The organism is Streptococcus sp. HMSC064D12 (genome assembly GCF_001837205.1).
GTDB classification, from domain to species: Bacteria; Bacillota; Bacilli; order Lactobacillales; family Streptococcaceae; genus Streptococcus; species Streptococcus salivarius_D.
The window spans coordinates 200,473-216,546 of the sequence record NZ_KV831751.1 but is presented as its reverse complement, the minus strand read 5'-3'; the positions used below and the strand labels follow the sequence as shown (position 1 = coordinate 216,546).

The window sequence follows — 16,074 nt, the reverse complement described above, 5'->3', positions numbered from 1 at the left end:
AGACTTGTAAAAAAATATATAGAAAGGAGATTCGATGTTTGAGTCGTTTTTGGGAATAAATTTTTTAAATCTCTATGATACAGATGCCTTTCTAGCCATTCAGCTTATTTTAACTCTGACGATAAATTGTGCCATTTTCAAACGAATGACAGACATTCGTATCTCCTGGACGGTGTTTCTGACCTTAGCCCTGCTAGATGTGGTCCTTCAGTATAATATTAAGAGTATGAACATGATTGCTGATGTCTTTATTCTGATGGTTTTGGCTATTCTGGCTAAAGGAAAGACTTGGACGGTAACGCAGTATGCTTTTCATACCTTGTTTCCAGTGGTGACATCAGATTTACTTTATCGTTTATTGGGACTCTTCTTTATTCCCCTTCTCTTGAATCTCCCTGTCGCTGAGGTAGGGTCAAATGCTCTTTTCTATCTCTTATCTTACGGTTTGATTTTGCCACTTTATTTTGTATTTGATCGTTTCTTGGGCTTGGATTTGAAGCGTTGGAAGGTCTATAGCGATGACTCTTTCCAGAACCTCCAGATTTCTAGAAGAGTTGCTATAGCAATGGCCATTTATTTATCGGGAATCTATCTCAGTGTGAATTTAGACAGTTGGTTCCCTGGCTACTCTTCAGAGGTGGAGTTGAGACTTCGGATGCTTTGGGTTCTCTTGTCCGCAGTGGCTTTCATTTTTCTAATTGCCCATCTTAATCAACTGTCTCGGCAGTATTTGGAAGAGAGTTTGGCCATGGAGGAAAAGAGGCATTTGAATAGTTTGACCAAGGCCAACCAAAAGATTGATCTTCTCTACAATGAGTTGTTACAATACAGACAGTCTTATCAGACGGTTGTGGAGCAATTTTCAGAGGAAGTGCGTGACCAGGAGGAGGCTCTCGCTGAACAGGTGTATCAGAATGTTCTTAGGGAGAGCGCCAAGGAGTTTGAACGTTTCCGTGTCATTGATAATCCTAAGCTGGAAAATATTCAGTCCTTACCCTTACGTAGCCTTCTTTCGGCTCGTATGATGGAGGCTAAACGTAGTAATATCCCAGTGACTTGTGATATTCCTGAGGAGATTTCAGGGTTTACCATGAACGTGGTTGACTTGACCTTGCTGGTGTCCATTTTCTTTAGTAATGCGATTGATGAGAGTAAGCAGGTCCCTGCCAGTCAAATCAAGTTTAGTTTTCATCGACATGATAAGGATGGAAGCTACCATTTCGTCATGGAAAATAGGACGCGAGAAGAAAAAGTTGACCTTGATGCCATTATGCAGGAAGAAAACCAGAAGAAGACCTCAGGTCTTAACCTTCACTCAGCCAAGGATATTCTTAGGAAGTATAGTGATGCCAATTTGATTACAAGCAGTGGTGATTACCTCTTCAAACAGGAATTGATTTTTAAATAAAGATGTAGAGCTAAATCAGAGGATTTGGCTCTTTTTTTACTTATAGGTCCATAAAGGAGGGCTCTTTGATGTTGAGCTTGTGCTTATGTATGAAACTTAGTACATCGGAGGAGAAAGGGGCGAGGGAGGAGTCTGATTGTTGCTTCATTCTGTGTTATAATAGCAAGGATTAGTGGTTGTTAGGACTAAGTGAATGGCAATTCTTACTTAGTCTAACGACTGGTGTAGAGATAAGAAAGGGACGTCTTATGAAATTACTTTATACGGATATGTCTCAGGATTTAACAGAAATTCTGACGGAGCAGGCAACCAGCTATGCTCAAAAGGGAAAGAGGGTCTTTTATATTGCCCCTAATGCCCTGTCATTTGAGAAGGAGCGTAAGGTCTTGGAATACCTGCCTCAGTCAGCATCCTTTGAGATTACGGTGACTCGTTTTACTCAGATGGCGAGATATTTTATTCTCAATACGAGCAACCCAAAGACTCAGCTGGATGATACTGGTCTGGCAATGATTTTTTACAAGGTGTTGTCGCATATGGGCGATGATGAGCTCAAGGTTTATGGCCGTTTGCGCAAGGATAGTAACTTTATTAATCAATTGGTAGACCTTTATAAAGAGTTGCAGCAGGCTAATATGACGGTTCTGGATTTGCAGCATTTGGATCAGGTTGAAAAACAAGAGGATTTGCTCAGGATTTTCAGTGCGGCTCAGGATCTCTTGTTGGCAGGAGATTTTGACAATCAATCAAAACTTAGTGTCTTCTTCAAGGAAATTACCTCAGGCCATCTGGATAAGGCCCTGAGTAACACGGTTTTGGTCATTGATGGCTTTACGCGTTTCTCTGCCGAGGAGGAGGCCCTAGTTGCTCTCTTGAATGATAAGTGCCACCAGATTGTCATTGGGACTTATGCCAGTCAAAAAGCTTATAGGGCTAACTTTGTTTATGGCAATGTTTATCAGGCCTCAGTGGATTTTTTGAGAACTTTGGCTCAGACCTATAAGGTGACACCCAACTATGTGACGACAGACAAAGAGGGCAATCCTTCTTTTGCTCGCATTAGCCGTCTTTTGGAGAGCCGTCATGATTTTAGTACGGTAGACGAGCAGTTGACCGATCAAGACAAGCAAGCCTTGCAGGTCTGGGAAGTGGTCAACCAAAAGGAAGAGGTGGCTCAGGTTGCCAAGAGTATTCGTCAGTTGCTGGCAGATGGCAAGCGATATAAGGATATTCTGGTCTTACTTGGTGATGAGGAGAGTTATAAGCTTCAGGTGGGGCAGATTTTCCGAAAATTTGATATTCCCTATTATTTCGGTAAGGAAGAAAGCATGTCTAGCCATCCTTTGGTACAGTTTGTGGATTCGCTGGAACGTATCAAGCGCTATAATTATCGTGCCGAGGATTTGCTTAATCTCGTAAAATCCGGTCTCTATGGTGGTTTTGCTCAAGAGGACTTAGATCTTTTTGAATATTATGTCAATTTTGCAGATATCAAGGGGCGTCACAAGTTCTTGTCTGATTTTACGGCCAATAGTCGTGATAAGTATGATTTAGACCAGCTCAATGCCTTAAGGTTACAACTGGTAGAGCCCTTGGACAAGTTGCTTAATAGTCGCAAACAAAAGGGTTCTAGTCTACTCAAGAAACTAGTGGTCTTTTTAGAGGCTGTGCAAGTGCCAAGTCAGATGGCTAGTTTGACTGCCAAGGCCAGTGAGGCCGAAAAAGAACAGAACGAACAGGTCTGGAAGGCTTTCACACAACTCTTGGAGCAGGTTGAGACTATTTTTGGGGAAGAAACTCTGTCAGTGGACGACTTTTTGTCCATTTTGCGTTCAGGAATGTTGGCCTGTGATTACCGTACAGTCCCAGCTACTGTCGATGTGGTTAATGTGAAGAAATACGATTTGATTCAACCACACTCTGCTCCTTATGTTTTTGCCTTGGGGATGACCCAGTCACATTTTCCTAAGATAGGGCAAAATAAGAGTCTTCTGTCTGACGAGGAACGTAGTCGTATCAATGAGGCTACGGATGAACACAGGAGTTTGGATATTGTTACGCAGAGCAACAGTCAACGGGGGCATTTTGTGGCTATGTCACTTTTTAATTCGGCTAGTGAACAATTGGTGCTTAGTCAGCCACAAATTCTCAATGAGACTCAAGATGACATGTCGGTTTATTTGAAGGAGCTGCTTGACCTTGGTCTTTCTTTGGTTGAAAAGGGACGTAATCGTTTCGAGGCTAAGGGTGACCAGATTGGGAACTACAAGGACCTTCTATCAACTGTCATTGCCCTTAACAGCAGCCATCTAGATGCTGATTTGGATAAGGAAACGCAGACTTTCTGGTCAGTTGCTGTGCGTTATCTCCGTAAGCGACTTGATAAGGACCAAGTCTTGATTCCAAATGTGATTGACGATGTGACGACAACCAAGGTGGATGATCAGGTCATGCAGTTGGTCTTTCCGGGGGAAGAACCACTGAAATTATCAGCTTCGGCTCTGACAACCTTCTATAACAACCAGTATCTTTATTTCTTGCGCTATGTCTTGGGGCTTCAGGAGTTGGAATCTATCCATCCGGATGCTCGACACCACGGGACTTACTTGCACCGTGTCTTTGAGCGTGTCATGGGGGATTCTTCGTCAGAAAACTTCGATGATAAACTGGAAAAGGCAATTGCTCAGACCAATCAGGAGCAACCCTTTGAACTCCTCTATACGGAGGACCAGGAGAGTCGTTTGTCCCGTCAGATTTTGGAAGATATCGCTCGTTCTACAGCTAGTGTTTTACGTGATAATGCAGCCGTTAAGGTTGAGCGAGAGGAAGCCAAGTTTGACTTGCTTTTAGCTAATAGCATCAAGATTACAGGGATTATTGACAGGGTGGACCGTTTATCGGATGGGGCTCTGGGTGTCGTTGACTACAAGTCAGGTAAAAATGTCTTTGACATTCAAAAATTCTACAATGGCCTTAGTCCGCAGTTAGTAACCTATCTAGAAGCCCTTCGCCAGACCTATAAGGTTGATGCTGATCAGCTTTTTGGTGCCATGTATTTACATATGAAGGACCCACAACTTAATCTGGCTCAGTTTGGCTTGGACAAGCTAGCGGCTCAGGCTCATAAGGAATTGACCTATAAGGGACTCTTTGTGGCTTCAGAGACGGAGCATCTGGCTGGTGGAAACTATGATTTACAAAAGACTGTCACCTACGACAAGGAGGACCTAGAGACCTTGCTAGAATACAACATTAAGCTCTTTACAGGTGCTGCTGAAGTTATTCGAAGCGGGAATTTTGCAGTCAATCCTTATACCGAGGATGGCAAGTCTGTTCAAGGGGATCAAATCAAGGCTATTACTCATTTTGAGGCCGACCGCCACATGGGACAGGCTCGAAAGCTCCTGCGTTTACCAAGTAGGGGCAAGAAGGAAGCCTATTTGGAGCTGATGGCAAAAGATGAGGACAAGAATCAGATGCAAGTTGCTGAAAAAATCATCCCCTTTCCAGTCACTGATCAAGCTGTGACAGCAGACAAAAAAGACCAGGAGGACAACCATGTTGACTAAAGCTTTTTTAAGTCCAACAGAGATTAAGGAACGCATTGCCCAAGAAGCAGCTTCTGACAAGGAACGCAAGTTAACACCTGAGCAGATTGAGGCCATTTACAGTAATGGTAGCAATATTCTTGTGTCAGCTTCGGCTGGATCAGGAAAAACCTTTGTTATGGTTGAGCGTATCCTTGATATGATTGGACGTGGCGTTGGCATTGATCAACTCTTTATCTCAACCTTTACGGTAAAGGCCGCGGGTGAGTTAAAAGAGCGTCTGGAAAAGCGTCTGACAGAGCAACTTGGACAAGTTGAGACGGATGAAGAGCGTGCCTTTCTTTCAGATCAGATTGCCAAGATTGGAACGGCTGATATTGGAACTATGGATGCCTTTACCCAGAAATTGGTCAATCAGTATGGCTATCTCCTGGGTGTGTCACCTATTTTCCGCATTATGACAGACCCTGCCGAGCAAACACTCATGAAAAATGAGGTTTATGCTGATCTCTTTAACGATTATATGCAAGGAAAGGATGCCCAACTTTTCCAAAAATTGGTCCGCAACTTCGCAGGAAATGGCAAGACTAGTAAGGCTTTTCGTGATTTAGTTTACGATGTCTATAACTTTTCTCAGGCTACTGCAGGTCCTGAAAAATGGCTACGTCAAAATCTTTTAAAAGGGCAGGCAGAGGCCAATCCAGAAAAGGCTAAAGCTGAGCTTTTAGAGGGTCTCAAAGATGGCTTGTTGGCTGATTTCTTAGACTTCTTAAGAGACCATCTAGGTCTAGCTCAGCGTGAATTTGCCAAGGCCAAATATCTAAATAATGTGTCAGATGCCATTAGCCTTCTTGAAGGAGCCTTGGCTAATGACCAAACGGATATGGAGGACCTGCTCAAACAACTTTTGACTTTGTCAGGAGGGACTGGTTTGACCAATATGACCCGTCCTAAAGACGAGGAACTTAAGGCCTACAAGGAAGCTTACAACAAGACCAAAAATGAGTTTGTGGCCCAGTTGCGAGAGATTGATACCCAACTAACGGTCCTCGAGGTTTTGACCAAGCATAATGATGACATCCTACCTCTGTTGGAGTTGCTTCAGGCCTTTGTACTTGATTTTTCGGATCAGTATTTACAGGCAAAGATTCAGGAAAATGCTTTTGAATTCTCGGATATTGCCCATTTTGCCATCCGTATTTTGGAGGAAAATCCAGAGGTGGCAGCTAGCTACCGTGACCGTTACCATGAAGTGATGGTAGACGAGTATCAGGACAATAGCCATACCCAAGAACGCATGTTGGAACTCCTCTCTAATGGTCACAACCGATTCATGGTGGGAGATATCAAACAATCCATCTATCGTTTCCGTCAGGCAGATCCTCAGATTTTTAACGGCAAGTTTCAGCTCTTCCTTGAAAATCCAGATGCAGGTAAGTTGATTCTCCTTAAAGAGAACTTCCGTAGTCAATCTGAAGTTCTTGATGCGACCAATGGTGTTTTCAGTCACCTCATGGACCAGGAAATCGGGGACATCCTCTATGACAAGACTCACATGCTGGTAGCGGGTAGCCAGAAGCAAAAAGAACCCCATCTTGAAAATGAGACAGAGGTTCTGATTTTCAATAGTGATGAAGGAAGTATGACTCCTGACGAAGAAGGTCCTGATCAACCTATTAGTAGCGGAGAGATTTCCTTGGTTATCAAAGAAATCATCAAACTTCACGAGCAGGGTGTACGTTTTGAGGACATTACCCTCCTAGCACCAACCCGTAATACCTATCTGGACTTGATGGCAAGCTTTGAGGAGCACGGAATTCCCTTGGTTCCTGACGAGTACAAGTCAAGCTACCTAGAGTCACTAGAAGTTATGATTATGTTGGACACCCTTCGTGCCATCAATAATCCTCTCAATGACTACGCCTTGGTTGCCCTCCTTCGTTCACCGATGTTTAACTTCAACGAGGACGATTTGGCTCGGATTGCTGTTCAGGCTGACAAAGGACAATTCTATGATAAGCTTTTTGCAGCTCATACTAAATCAGGACTTCATCCAGAAGTCGTGACGCAAGGACTGGAGGCCAAGTTGACTCTCTTCATTGAGACTCTGTCAGATTGGCGTGATTACAGTAAGTGGCACTCGCTCTATGACCTCATCTGGAAGATTTACGACGATCGTTTCTATTATGATTATGTTGGCAGTCTTCCACGAGCTGAGCAACGCCAGGCCAATCTCTACGCCCTTGCCTTGCGTGCCAATGCCTATGAAAAGACTGGCTTTAAGGGACTTTCTCGTTTTATTGGTATGATTGATAAAATCATTTCTAGCGGTAACGACCTAGAGGAAGTGACAGACTTGGTTCCCAAAAATGCCGTTAGCCTTATGACCATTCACAAGTCCAAGGGACTAGAGTTCAAGTATGTCTTTGTCTTGCAGATGAATCGCAAGTTCATTGGTCACAGCAAGGACGGACTGAGTGGTAAGTACATCATTAACCGTGAAAAAGGACTAGGCATTAAGTATCTAGCTGACCTCAAAGACCAGGTAAACACCAATTTGCCTAAGTTAAATGTTGTTCTCGAGACCTTAACCTTCCAGGAAAATCGTAGGGAAGAGCGTCGAGCAAGTATCTCAGAAGAGATGCGTCTGCTCTATGTTGCAATGACCCGTGCAGAGAAAAAACTCTACCTAGTTGGTAAGGGCAGTAAGGAAAAATTGACCCAGCAATTTGGCACAGATGTTGAAAATAATCGCCTACCAGTAGCTCTACGTGACCAAATTTCTACTTATCAGGATTGGGTTATGGCTTTGGATACTGCCTTTATGAGAAAGGATCTCAAGTTTACTGTTCGCTTTGTTGAGGCTGAGGAGTTGACTCCAGAGGCTATTGGTCAGGTTGAAGTTCAAGCGGCAGTAGATGCTGATGATCTCTCTAACAATCGCCAGACGGAAGACATTAAGCGTGCCCTAACTGTCTTAGAAAGTGTTGAAAAACTCAACCAGCTTTATGCACCAGCGATTGACCTTCCATCTGTGCGTACGCCTAGCCAGCTCAAAGCCTTCTACGAACCTGTCATGGATACCGAAGGGGTGGATATTATGGACAAGAAAGAGGAGGTGCAACCTCTTGAGACATCCACTAGCTTTGAGCTTCCAGATTTTGGGCAAAAAACGAAGGTCACTGGAGCTGCAGTTGGTTCAGCCACCCATGAACTCATGCAACGCTTGAGTCTTTCTGACAAGGTGACCCTCCAAGATTTGACACAGGCCTTGAGTCGAGTATCGGCAGATGATCAAGTCAAGGCGCGTGTGCAGTTAGAAAAGCTACTAGGCTTTTTTGACACCGAACTTGGAAAGCTCATTCTAGCTAACCGTGATAAGTTGCGTCGCGAAGCGCCATTTGCCATGTTGGCAGAAGATCCCGCTAGTAAAGAAGACTTTGTCGTCCGTGGTATTATCGATGGCTACCTTCTTCTTGAAGACCGTATTGTCCTCTTTGACTATAAGACAGACCGCTTCACTCAACCTGGTGAGCTTAAGGAACGCTACAAGGGGCAAATGAGCCTCTATGCTAAAGCCCTCAGTCAAGCCTATCAAATGGAAAAGATTGACAAATATCTTATTCTCCTAGGTGGAAAAAACTTGGAAGTCGTAGAAGTATAAGCTATAACATAACCATTCTTTCATAGTGAAAGAGTGGTTTTTTGTGTCTTAATACCACCAAAAAAGACCGGTGTGCACACACCAGTCTTTTCTGATAGATTTCCATCAGTATTGTAAGTTCGTTAAAATATTAGAGGATGGAAATAGTTATGAAAAAAAGTATCTTGTAGGTTGCTTAGGCCTACAAAGGTTATTATAACAAACTCATCTTAGTCTAAACAAGGTTAGAAAAATTAGAATTAAACACCGCAAACATTATTAGTTTTTAATAATCCAAGTCTATAACAGCTAAAAAATAGACAAAAAACGCCAGCATTAGACTGACGGTATTTGTTTAATTTAATCCTAATGTCAACTAATCAAAGGCACCACCCAATTGACCCAGGCCCAGGAAATAGGCATAACCAGAATCATGGATGGAATCATATCTGCTGTTGGGAATTGACGCAGTTTCATAATACGAAAACCGGTCGCAATCATGAGGAAGCCCCCGCAAGCCTTAAAGTCTCCAATCATGGCTTTTGTTGTTAGAGGGAGAATGAAACCAGCACTCACAAAGAGGAGGAAGAAAACGATAAATTGTGGAATGGCAATCATGGAGACGATGTAGCCTAGACTACAAGAGAAAATCATGGCTGTAAAGAAATCTAGGATAGATTTGGAAATCAAGATGGAAGCATCACCTGTCATCCCAGACTCAAGGCTCCCGTAAATTCCTGTACCACTCGCACAAAAAAGGACGATAACTGTCAAGAGCTGCGCATAAAACTCATCGTGAGCTAACCCTATTTGTTTGCTTGGTGTAATCTTGGACAAGCCTTTTTCCATAAGCCCAGCTCCCTTGTTGATGAGGTTCCCAAACTTTAGGGCCAGTCCAATAATGGTACCGATAACTACTGCGAAGATAACTGCAGGCATATTAACCATATTCATAATAGCACTAATCCCCATAACCATAGAGGCTAGGCCAAAGATAAGGTTAAGATTGTCCTTGAAATCGTCTCTGAGATAGTCCCCGAAGAGACCTCCAGCGATTCCTCCTAAAATAATAGATAGCGAGTTGATGATAATTCCAGTTGGCACTTGTGATTTTCCTCCTATTTGTTTTAAATACTATAAGTTTAGCATTATCAAAGACCGAATGCAAAATTGTCTTGTTTTTACAAACGTTTTCTTGAAATTGTACCTTTGAAATGATACAATAAATGAGAAGGTAACGAAATAGCCTTATCTAAATCTATTGCCGATATTATTAGAGTATTGTTCATAAAAAAAACAAGGTAATAACTCTAATTTATAATCTAATATAAAGTGTAAAATGAGACTATTGTTAAATAGATTCTCAAGAAAGGATAAAAGATGATTCGTTTTGAACACGTAACGAAACGTTATGAAGATAAAGATGCTCTCTCAGATCTTAACCTCGAGATTCGAGATGGGGAGATTTTTGGGCTGATTGGTCACAATGGAGCTGGTAAGACCACGACCATTTCCATTTTGACGTCTATCATTGAAGCTAGCTACGGTGAAGTTTACGTCGATGATATGGCCCTCAGTCAACATCGTGATGCTATCAAGAAAAAAATCGCTTATGTGCCAGATTCACCGGACCTATTCCTAAATTTGACGGCCAATGACTATTGGTACTTCTTGACACGTATCTATGATTTGGAAGCTAGTCAGGTTGAGGAACGTTTGATTGATCTCATGGCTACCTTTGACCTAACGGAAAGTCGCTATAACCTTATTTCTTCCTTCTCTCACGGTATGCGTCAGAAGGTTGTTGTCATCGGTGCCCTTTTGGTTAATCCACAGATTTGGGTTTTGGATGAGCCTCTGACTGGTCTGGATCCACAGGCGTCTTATGATTTGAAGGAAGCCATGCGTCATCATGCCAAGGAAGGTAATAGTGTCCTTTTCTCAACCCACGTTTTAAGTGTAGCTGAGCAGCTCTGTGATCGTATTGCTATTTTGAAGAAAGGAAAACTTATCTTCCAAGGGTCTCTAGCTGAACTGAAGTCTCAGTACCCTGACAAGGATTTGGAAACTATTTATCTGGAAATGGCTGGACGTAAGATTGAGGAGGTATAGTCATGAACTGGAACCATGTTTGGGAGCTTTTTAAAATCAATCTCCTCTACGCTAATCCTCAAGCAGTAACTAACCTACAGAAACGTCAGGAGAAAAAGAAAAAAGCCAATTTCTCCATCGTTAATGCCATGCTTAGACAACAACTCTTGATTCTAGTTGTTTTTACGGTTGTCTATAGCTATCTTTTTGTAGGTGTCGATTATAAGGCCAATCCTGGAGTCTTAACCCTATATCTCTTGACATTTTCAATCATGGGGGTTCTCCAGACCTTCACGGCTCTTTATAGTACCTTTTATGACAGTAAGGATAGCAAGGCTTATCTGCCTCTTCCCTTGAAGCCAGCGGAAGTTTTTTTGGCCAAGACCTTGTCAGGTTCTATGGTCGGGATGACCTTCATGGTGCCTATCCTTAGTCTTCTTATCCTAGCTTACTGGCAATTTATTGGCCCATTGGGGATAGTCGTCGGGCTTCTGACCTTTATCGTTTCTCTCTTTATCAATCTCGTTTTTTCAGTGATTCTGTCTAATAGTATTGGAACGCTGATTGTTCGCAGTTCTCATAAAAAGCTCTATTCAACCATTTTGATGACCCTGTCAACCCTATTGATTATGTTGCCTATTATGATGGTTGGTTTTATTAAAGGCTATGTTGATGGTGCTGGACAAGCCAATTTTCCCTTGCTTCCTTATCTAAGAGGTTACTATGATGTCGTAGCTGCCCCTCTATCTCCAGAGGCCCTGCTAAATTTCTATCTTCCTCTTATCTTAGTGCTTATCTTGGGCTTTTGGTTTTATAAGGTCAGAATGCCTCGTTATTTCCACGAAGCCATTTATAACCAAAAGGCTAGAAAGCCTCAGGCCAAAGCTGTTACTCGAAGCCAAAGACAGGTCTTGATTCGCCATCATTTATCTACTTTGGGAAATTCAACCCTCATTATCAATACCTATGTGGTACCAGTCTTATATATGATCATGTTAGGTGGGGGTGCGGTATTTTTGAAAGATCTGGGTCCAGACTATTTCGGACTCCTGCTTTTGGTCGGAATTGCCTTTGGTTTCTTTTCAGCTCAACCAACAAGTTTTCTTGGTGTAGCAACATCCTTAGAGGGGACAAACTTTGACTTTATTCGTAGCCTACCAATCAATACGGGTGACTATCTTCGTCAAAAGTTTTGGCTTTTCTATAGCTTGCAAGTCGGTGTTTCCCTCTTATTAGGAGGACTTGGTTTAATATTCTTGGCTCATCTCCATCTTATTTTGGTGGCAAGTTTCACTCTTGGTTTTCTCGTAACAACCTATCTTGTAGGTGGCTATTACTTTGAACGTGACCTTAAATTGTTGGAAGTGAATTGGCAGGAAGTTACCCAGCTCTTCAATCGAGGTGGCGGACAGTGGCTCTATATGGGTATCTTTATTCTTACAATTTTCATCGCTGCCTTGCTAGGAGGTATTGTCTTCTTTGCAAGTAAGTTCTGGATTGCCCTAGTAGTCAATGCTATAGTATCTGGGCTTATAGCTTTAGTTGTACTAATCGTTTATATCTTTGTTGATCGCAGACGTTGGAAACGTATTAGAGCCATGTTTTTTGCCTAGTACAAACTGTTTAAAGAGTCTCTCCGATTGGAGGGATTCTTTTTTACTGAAAATCCTTAATATGTAAACTTATGCATTATATATGTCAAAATACCTGAATTTAGTGTATAATCATAAACATGAAACGAAATTTTGACTCAGTAAAACGCCTGGTTATCAAAATCGGGACTAGTTCTCTGGTTTTACCATCAGGGAAAATTAATCTTGAAAAAATCGATCAATTAGCTTTTGTCATTTCTAGCTTGCATAATAAGGGAATTGAGGTTGTCCTCGTATCCTCTGGTGCCATGGGCTTTGGTCTAAATGTTCTAGACCTTGAGAAACGCCCAGCAGAAGTTGGTAAGCAACAGGCTGTCTCAAGTGTAGGGCAGGTGGCTATGATGAGCCTTTATTCGCAGGTCTTTTCACATTACCAGACCAAGATATCTCAGTTGCTTTTGACGCGTGATGTGGTTGAGTATCCTGAGAGTTTGGCCAATGCCATCAATGCCTTTGAGAGCCTCTTCGAGCTTGGGGTTGTCCCGGTTGTTAATGAAAATGACGCTGTCAGCGTAGATGAAATGGACCATGCGACTAAGTTTGGAGACAATGACCGCTTGTCTGCTATCGTTGCTAAGATTGTTGGTGCAGACCTACTTATCATGCTGTCAGATATTGATGGGCTCTTTGATAAGAACCCAAATGTTTATGAGGATGCGACCCTTCGTAGCTATGTCCCAGAGATTACCGAGGGAATTCTGGCCTCAGCTGGTGGTGCCGGTAGTAAATTTGGTACGGGTGGTATGATGAGTAAGATTAAATCCGCCCAGATGGTTTTTGAAAATCATAGCCAAATGGTTTTGATGAATGGTGAAAATCCACGTGACATCCTTCGTGTCCTAGAAGGAGTCAAGATTGGTACACTCTTTAAACAGGAGGGCTAAGATGACATATATCGATACACTAGGCCAACAGGCCAAGGTGGCAGGTCGTCAGATTGCTAAATTATCAACAGCAGCTAAAAACGACCTTCTAAATCAGGTAGCTAAAGCTCTAGTAGCTGAGAGTGCCTATATTATCACTGAAAATGCTAAGGATATGGCAAATGCCAAGGAAAATGGTATTTCAGAGATTATGCAAGATCGTTTGCTCTTAACGGAAGACCGTATCGCAGGGATTGCTGAGGGTGTCCGTCAGGTGGCAGATCTTCAGGACCCAATCGGTCAAGTGGTTCGTGGCTATACGAATCTGGATGGTCTCAAAATCGTTCAAAAGCGTGTTCCTATGGGTGTTATTGCTATGATTTTTGAGAGCCGTCCCAATGTCTCAATCGATGCCTTTAGCCTTGCCTTTAAAACCAATAATGCCATCATTCTCCGTGGAGGTCGTGATGCCATCAATTCCAACAAGGCCTTGGTTACAGTAGCCCGTAAGGCTTTGGAAAATGCAGGTATCACAGCAAATGCTGTTCAGCTAGTTGAAGACACCTCTCATGAGGTAGCAGAGGAACTCATGGCGGCGACCAAGTATGTAGACTTGCTCATTCCTCGTGGTGGCGCCCGTCTCATCCAAACGGTTAAAGAAAAAGCCAAGGTTCCTGTCATCGAAACGGGTGTTGGTAACTGTCATATTTATGTGGATAAATATGCTGACTTAGATATGGCGACACAGATTGTCATCAATGCCAAAACCCAACGACCAAGTGTTTGTAATGCTGCAGAATCTCTCGTCGTTCATGCTGATATTGCGGAAGACTTCTTGCCTCATTTAGAAAAAGCTATTTCAAAAGTTCAGGCTGTTGAGTTCCGTGCGGATGAAACGGCTTTGAAACTTATGGAAAAAGCTGTATCAGCTTCTCCAGAAGATTTTGCGACAGAGTTTCTTGACTATATCATGTCTGTTAAAGTAGTAGATAGCCTTGATGAGGCCATTGATTGGATTAATACTTACACGACATCGCATTCAGAGGCTATTGTGACTCAGGATATTAGTCGTGCTGAGCAATTCCAAGACGATGTTGACGCTGCAGCTGTCTATGTTAATGCTTCAACCCGCTTCACAGATGGATTCGTCTTTGGACTAGGTGCTGAAATCGGAATTTCAACTCAGAAAATGCACGCTCGTGGTCCAATGGGACTTGAGGCCTTAACCTCAACCAAGTTCTATATTAACGGACAAGGACAAGTTAGAGAATAAACCATCAAGCTCCATGAAGGAGCTTTTTTAAGTTGGTTTGCTAGACGACAGGCCTTCTGATATACTGGTGGTATCAAGAATGAGGAGATTTTGCCATGTTTAAAGCTTATAAGAAGTATTGGATGGGCTATTTCGATTTTACGGGACGTTCAAGCCGCTCAGATTATTGGTTGGCAGTTTTAGCAAATACTATAGTAACTATCATTTTATTTAGCATAGTTATAGTTGTAACTGTTTTTGATAGTCCGAATAGTCATTATCATATTATTTTTATATTATTGTATTTGCTTGCAATGCTATATTTCTTTGCTAACTATATTCCATCTATTGCCCTTCAGGTGCGTCGCTTGCGTGATGCTGGTTTTCATTGGGCATTGATTTTCTTAAGCTATGCGCCTGTTATAGGTGATATCGTACTGTTGGTTTTGTTTTGTCAACCCACAAAAGTAGAATTTCCTTTCAACCAGTTCAATAATCCACCACAATAATAATGACTTAACAGCCTTGCGAGGCTGTTTTTTAGTTGATTTGTCAATCTTCCCTTCTCTTGCTACACTGGGAGTATCATAAAAAAGGGGGATTTTATTATGATTGAAGCCTACAAAAAATTTTGGAAGGGCTATGTCGATTTCAAGGGCCGTTCAACACGTTCAGATTATTGGCTTAATGTGCTTGCGCAATGTTTGGTTTTTTTACTTTTCGGTTTCTTACTTATATTAATCATGATTTTAGGGGGAGATCCGGCAACGTATACTTCTGACGCATATAGTTTTCAAATGATTTTGATCTATATTGTATTGTCAGCTTTAGGAATATATATGTTAGCCTTACTGATACCTTCCATTGCAATCATGGTACGTCGTCTAAGAGATAGTGGCTACCATTGGGCTTTGATATTTTTAGCGTTGATTCCCTACCTTGGTAGTTTTATTATTTTTATCTTAACCTTGCAACCAACAAAGGTAGAATTACCATTCAATAATTTGAATAATCCACAACAATGATAAGTATTTAGCAGCCTAGTATGGCTGCTTTTTCGTCAATTTGTCAAATTCTTTTTTTATTGCTATACTATAAGTATCAAAAAATGAGGAGATTTTATTATGATCGAAGCTTATAAGAAGTTTTGGAAGGGCTATGTAGATTTTGAGGGCCGTTCAACACGTTCAGATTACTGGTTTGCATATTTGGCAAATATGTTAACAGTTATTGCTTTTTATGTGTTGCTCGCAATCTTTGGAGGCATTGCAAGTGCGACAGAATCAAGCTTTTTGGCTGTTATTTCATTTATCATCCTATTTATCTTTTTTGCCTTTGGTATTGCTGCTATCTTACCTGGTATTGCTGTAACAGTTCGCCGTTTGCGTGATGCTGGCTACAATTGGCCGTATATTTTTATTTCTTTAATCCCATTTGTAGGTCCTATTATCTTCATTGTGTTGTTGTGTAAACCAACTAAAGTTGATTATCCATTTAACAACTTCAATAATCCTCAGCAATAATAATGACTTAACAGCCTCGCTAGGCTGTTTTTTAGTTGATTTGTCACTTGTTATACTGGAAGTATCATAAAAAAGGGGGATTTTATTATGATTG

At 41.9% G+C, this 16,074-nt stretch carries 11 protein-coding genes; 10 read left to right on the top strand and 1 reads right to left on the bottom strand.

The window, feature by feature from the left end:
- The first annotated feature begins 34 nt into the window (after positions 1 to 34).
- The 3 genes from HMPREF2697_RS07250 (at position 35) to addA (ending at position 8,620) form a co-directional block, all read left to right on the top strand.
- Complete coding sequence (locus HMPREF2697_RS07250) at positions 35 to 1,408, top strand: GHKL domain-containing protein (RefSeq protein WP_070850156.1); 1,374 nt, start codon at positions 35 to 37, stop codon at positions 1,406 to 1,408.
- A gap of 248 nt (positions 1,409 to 1,656) precedes the next feature.
- A complete protein-coding gene (rexB, locus tag HMPREF2697_RS07245; RefSeq protein WP_070850154.1) occupies positions 1,657 to 4,977 on the top strand; it encodes an ATP-dependent nuclease subunit B in 3,321 nt (1,106 codons plus the stop codon).
- Positions 4,967 to 8,620, top strand: a complete 3,654-nt coding sequence (gene addA, locus HMPREF2697_RS07240) for a helicase-exonuclease AddAB subunit AddA (RefSeq protein WP_070850152.1) — start codon at positions 4,967 to 4,969, stop codon at positions 8,618 to 8,620. The genes rexB and addA overlap by 11 nt, the downstream gene beginning before the upstream one ends.
- Before the next feature lie 351 nt (positions 8,621 to 8,971).
- Here addA and HMPREF2697_RS07235 read toward each other — a convergent pair whose 3' ends face one another.
- On the bottom strand, positions 8,972 to 9,703 hold the full coding sequence (locus HMPREF2697_RS07235; protein ID WP_070850150.1) for a DUF554 domain-containing protein: 732 nt from the start codon (positions 9,701 to 9,703) through the stop codon (positions 8,972 to 8,974).
- Between the two features lie 276 nt (positions 9,704 to 9,979).
- Here HMPREF2697_RS07235 and HMPREF2697_RS07230 point away from each other — a divergent pair, with 276 nt between their 5' ends.
- The 7 genes from HMPREF2697_RS07230 to HMPREF2697_RS07200 all read left to right on the top strand — a co-directional run bounded on the left by HMPREF2697_RS07230 (position 9,980) and on the right by HMPREF2697_RS07200 (position 15,980).
- Positions 9,980 to 10,711 (top strand): ABC transporter ATP-binding protein, encoded by a 732-nt coding sequence (locus HMPREF2697_RS07230; protein ID WP_045772452.1) that lies wholly within the window; start codon positions 9,980 to 9,982, stop codon positions 10,709 to 10,711.
- Positions 10,712 to 10,713: 2 nt separating this feature from the next.
- Positions 10,714 to 12,303, top strand: a complete 1,590-nt coding sequence (locus HMPREF2697_RS07225; protein WP_070850148.1) for an ABC transporter permease — start codon at positions 10,714 to 10,716, stop codon at positions 12,301 to 12,303.
- A 119-nt stretch (positions 12,304 to 12,422) separates the two neighbouring features.
- Positions 12,423 to 13,226 (top strand): glutamate 5-kinase, encoded by an 804-nt coding sequence (proB, locus tag HMPREF2697_RS07220; protein ID WP_070850145.1) that lies wholly within the window; start codon positions 12,423 to 12,425, stop codon positions 13,224 to 13,226.
- Position 13,227: 1 nt separating this feature from the next.
- Positions 13,228 to 14,478 (top strand): glutamate-5-semialdehyde dehydrogenase, encoded by a 1,251-nt coding sequence (locus HMPREF2697_RS07215; RefSeq protein WP_070850142.1) that lies wholly within the window; start codon positions 13,228 to 13,230, stop codon positions 14,476 to 14,478.
- A gap of 95 nt (positions 14,479 to 14,573) precedes the next feature.
- On the top strand, positions 14,574 to 14,966 hold the full coding sequence (locus HMPREF2697_RS07210) for a DUF805 domain-containing protein (RefSeq protein WP_021146440.1): 393 nt from the start codon (positions 14,574 to 14,576) through the stop codon (positions 14,964 to 14,966).
- 99 nt (positions 14,967 to 15,065) lie between these two features.
- Complete coding sequence (locus tag HMPREF2697_RS07205; protein ID WP_070850140.1) at positions 15,066 to 15,482, top strand: DUF805 domain-containing protein; 417 nt, start codon at positions 15,066 to 15,068, stop codon at positions 15,480 to 15,482.
- Positions 15,483 to 15,581: 99 nt separating this feature from the next.
- On the top strand, positions 15,582 to 15,980 hold the full coding sequence (locus HMPREF2697_RS07200) for a DUF805 domain-containing protein (protein ID WP_037599111.1): 399 nt from the start codon (positions 15,582 to 15,584) through the stop codon (positions 15,978 to 15,980).
- Positions 15,981 to 16,074 lie beyond the last annotated feature (94 nt).

Bases quoted from the DNA above. Each gene is read 5' to 3' on its own strand.
- HMPREF2697_RS07250 (WP_070850156.1), top strand. From the start codon at position 35: ATGTTTGAGTCGTTTTTGGGAATAAATTTTTTAAATCTCTATGATACA.
- rexB (WP_070850154.1), top strand. From the start codon at position 1,657: ATGAAATTACTTTATACGGATATGTCTCAGGATTTAACAGAAATTCTG.
- addA (WP_070850152.1), top strand. From the start codon at position 4,967: ATGTTGACTAAAGCTTTTTTAAGTCCAACAGAGATTAAGGAACGCATT.
- HMPREF2697_RS07230 (WP_045772452.1), top strand. From the start codon at position 9,980: ATGATTCGTTTTGAACACGTAACGAAACGTTATGAAGATAAAGATGCT.
- HMPREF2697_RS07225 (WP_070850148.1), top strand. From the start codon at position 10,714: ATGAACTGGAACCATGTTTGGGAGCTTTTTAAAATCAATCTCCTCTAC.
- proB (WP_070850145.1), top strand. From the start codon at position 12,423: ATGAAACGAAATTTTGACTCAGTAAAACGCCTGGTTATCAAAATCGGG.
- HMPREF2697_RS07215 (WP_070850142.1), top strand. From the start codon at position 13,228: ATGACATATATCGATACACTAGGCCAACAGGCCAAGGTGGCAGGTCGT.
- HMPREF2697_RS07210 (WP_021146440.1), top strand. From the start codon at position 14,574: ATGTTTAAAGCTTATAAGAAGTATTGGATGGGCTATTTCGATTTTACG.
- HMPREF2697_RS07205 (WP_070850140.1), top strand. From the start codon at position 15,066: ATGATTGAAGCCTACAAAAAATTTTGGAAGGGCTATGTCGATTTCAAG.
- HMPREF2697_RS07200 (WP_037599111.1), top strand. From the start codon at position 15,582: ATGATCGAAGCTTATAAGAAGTTTTGGAAGGGCTATGTAGATTTTGAG.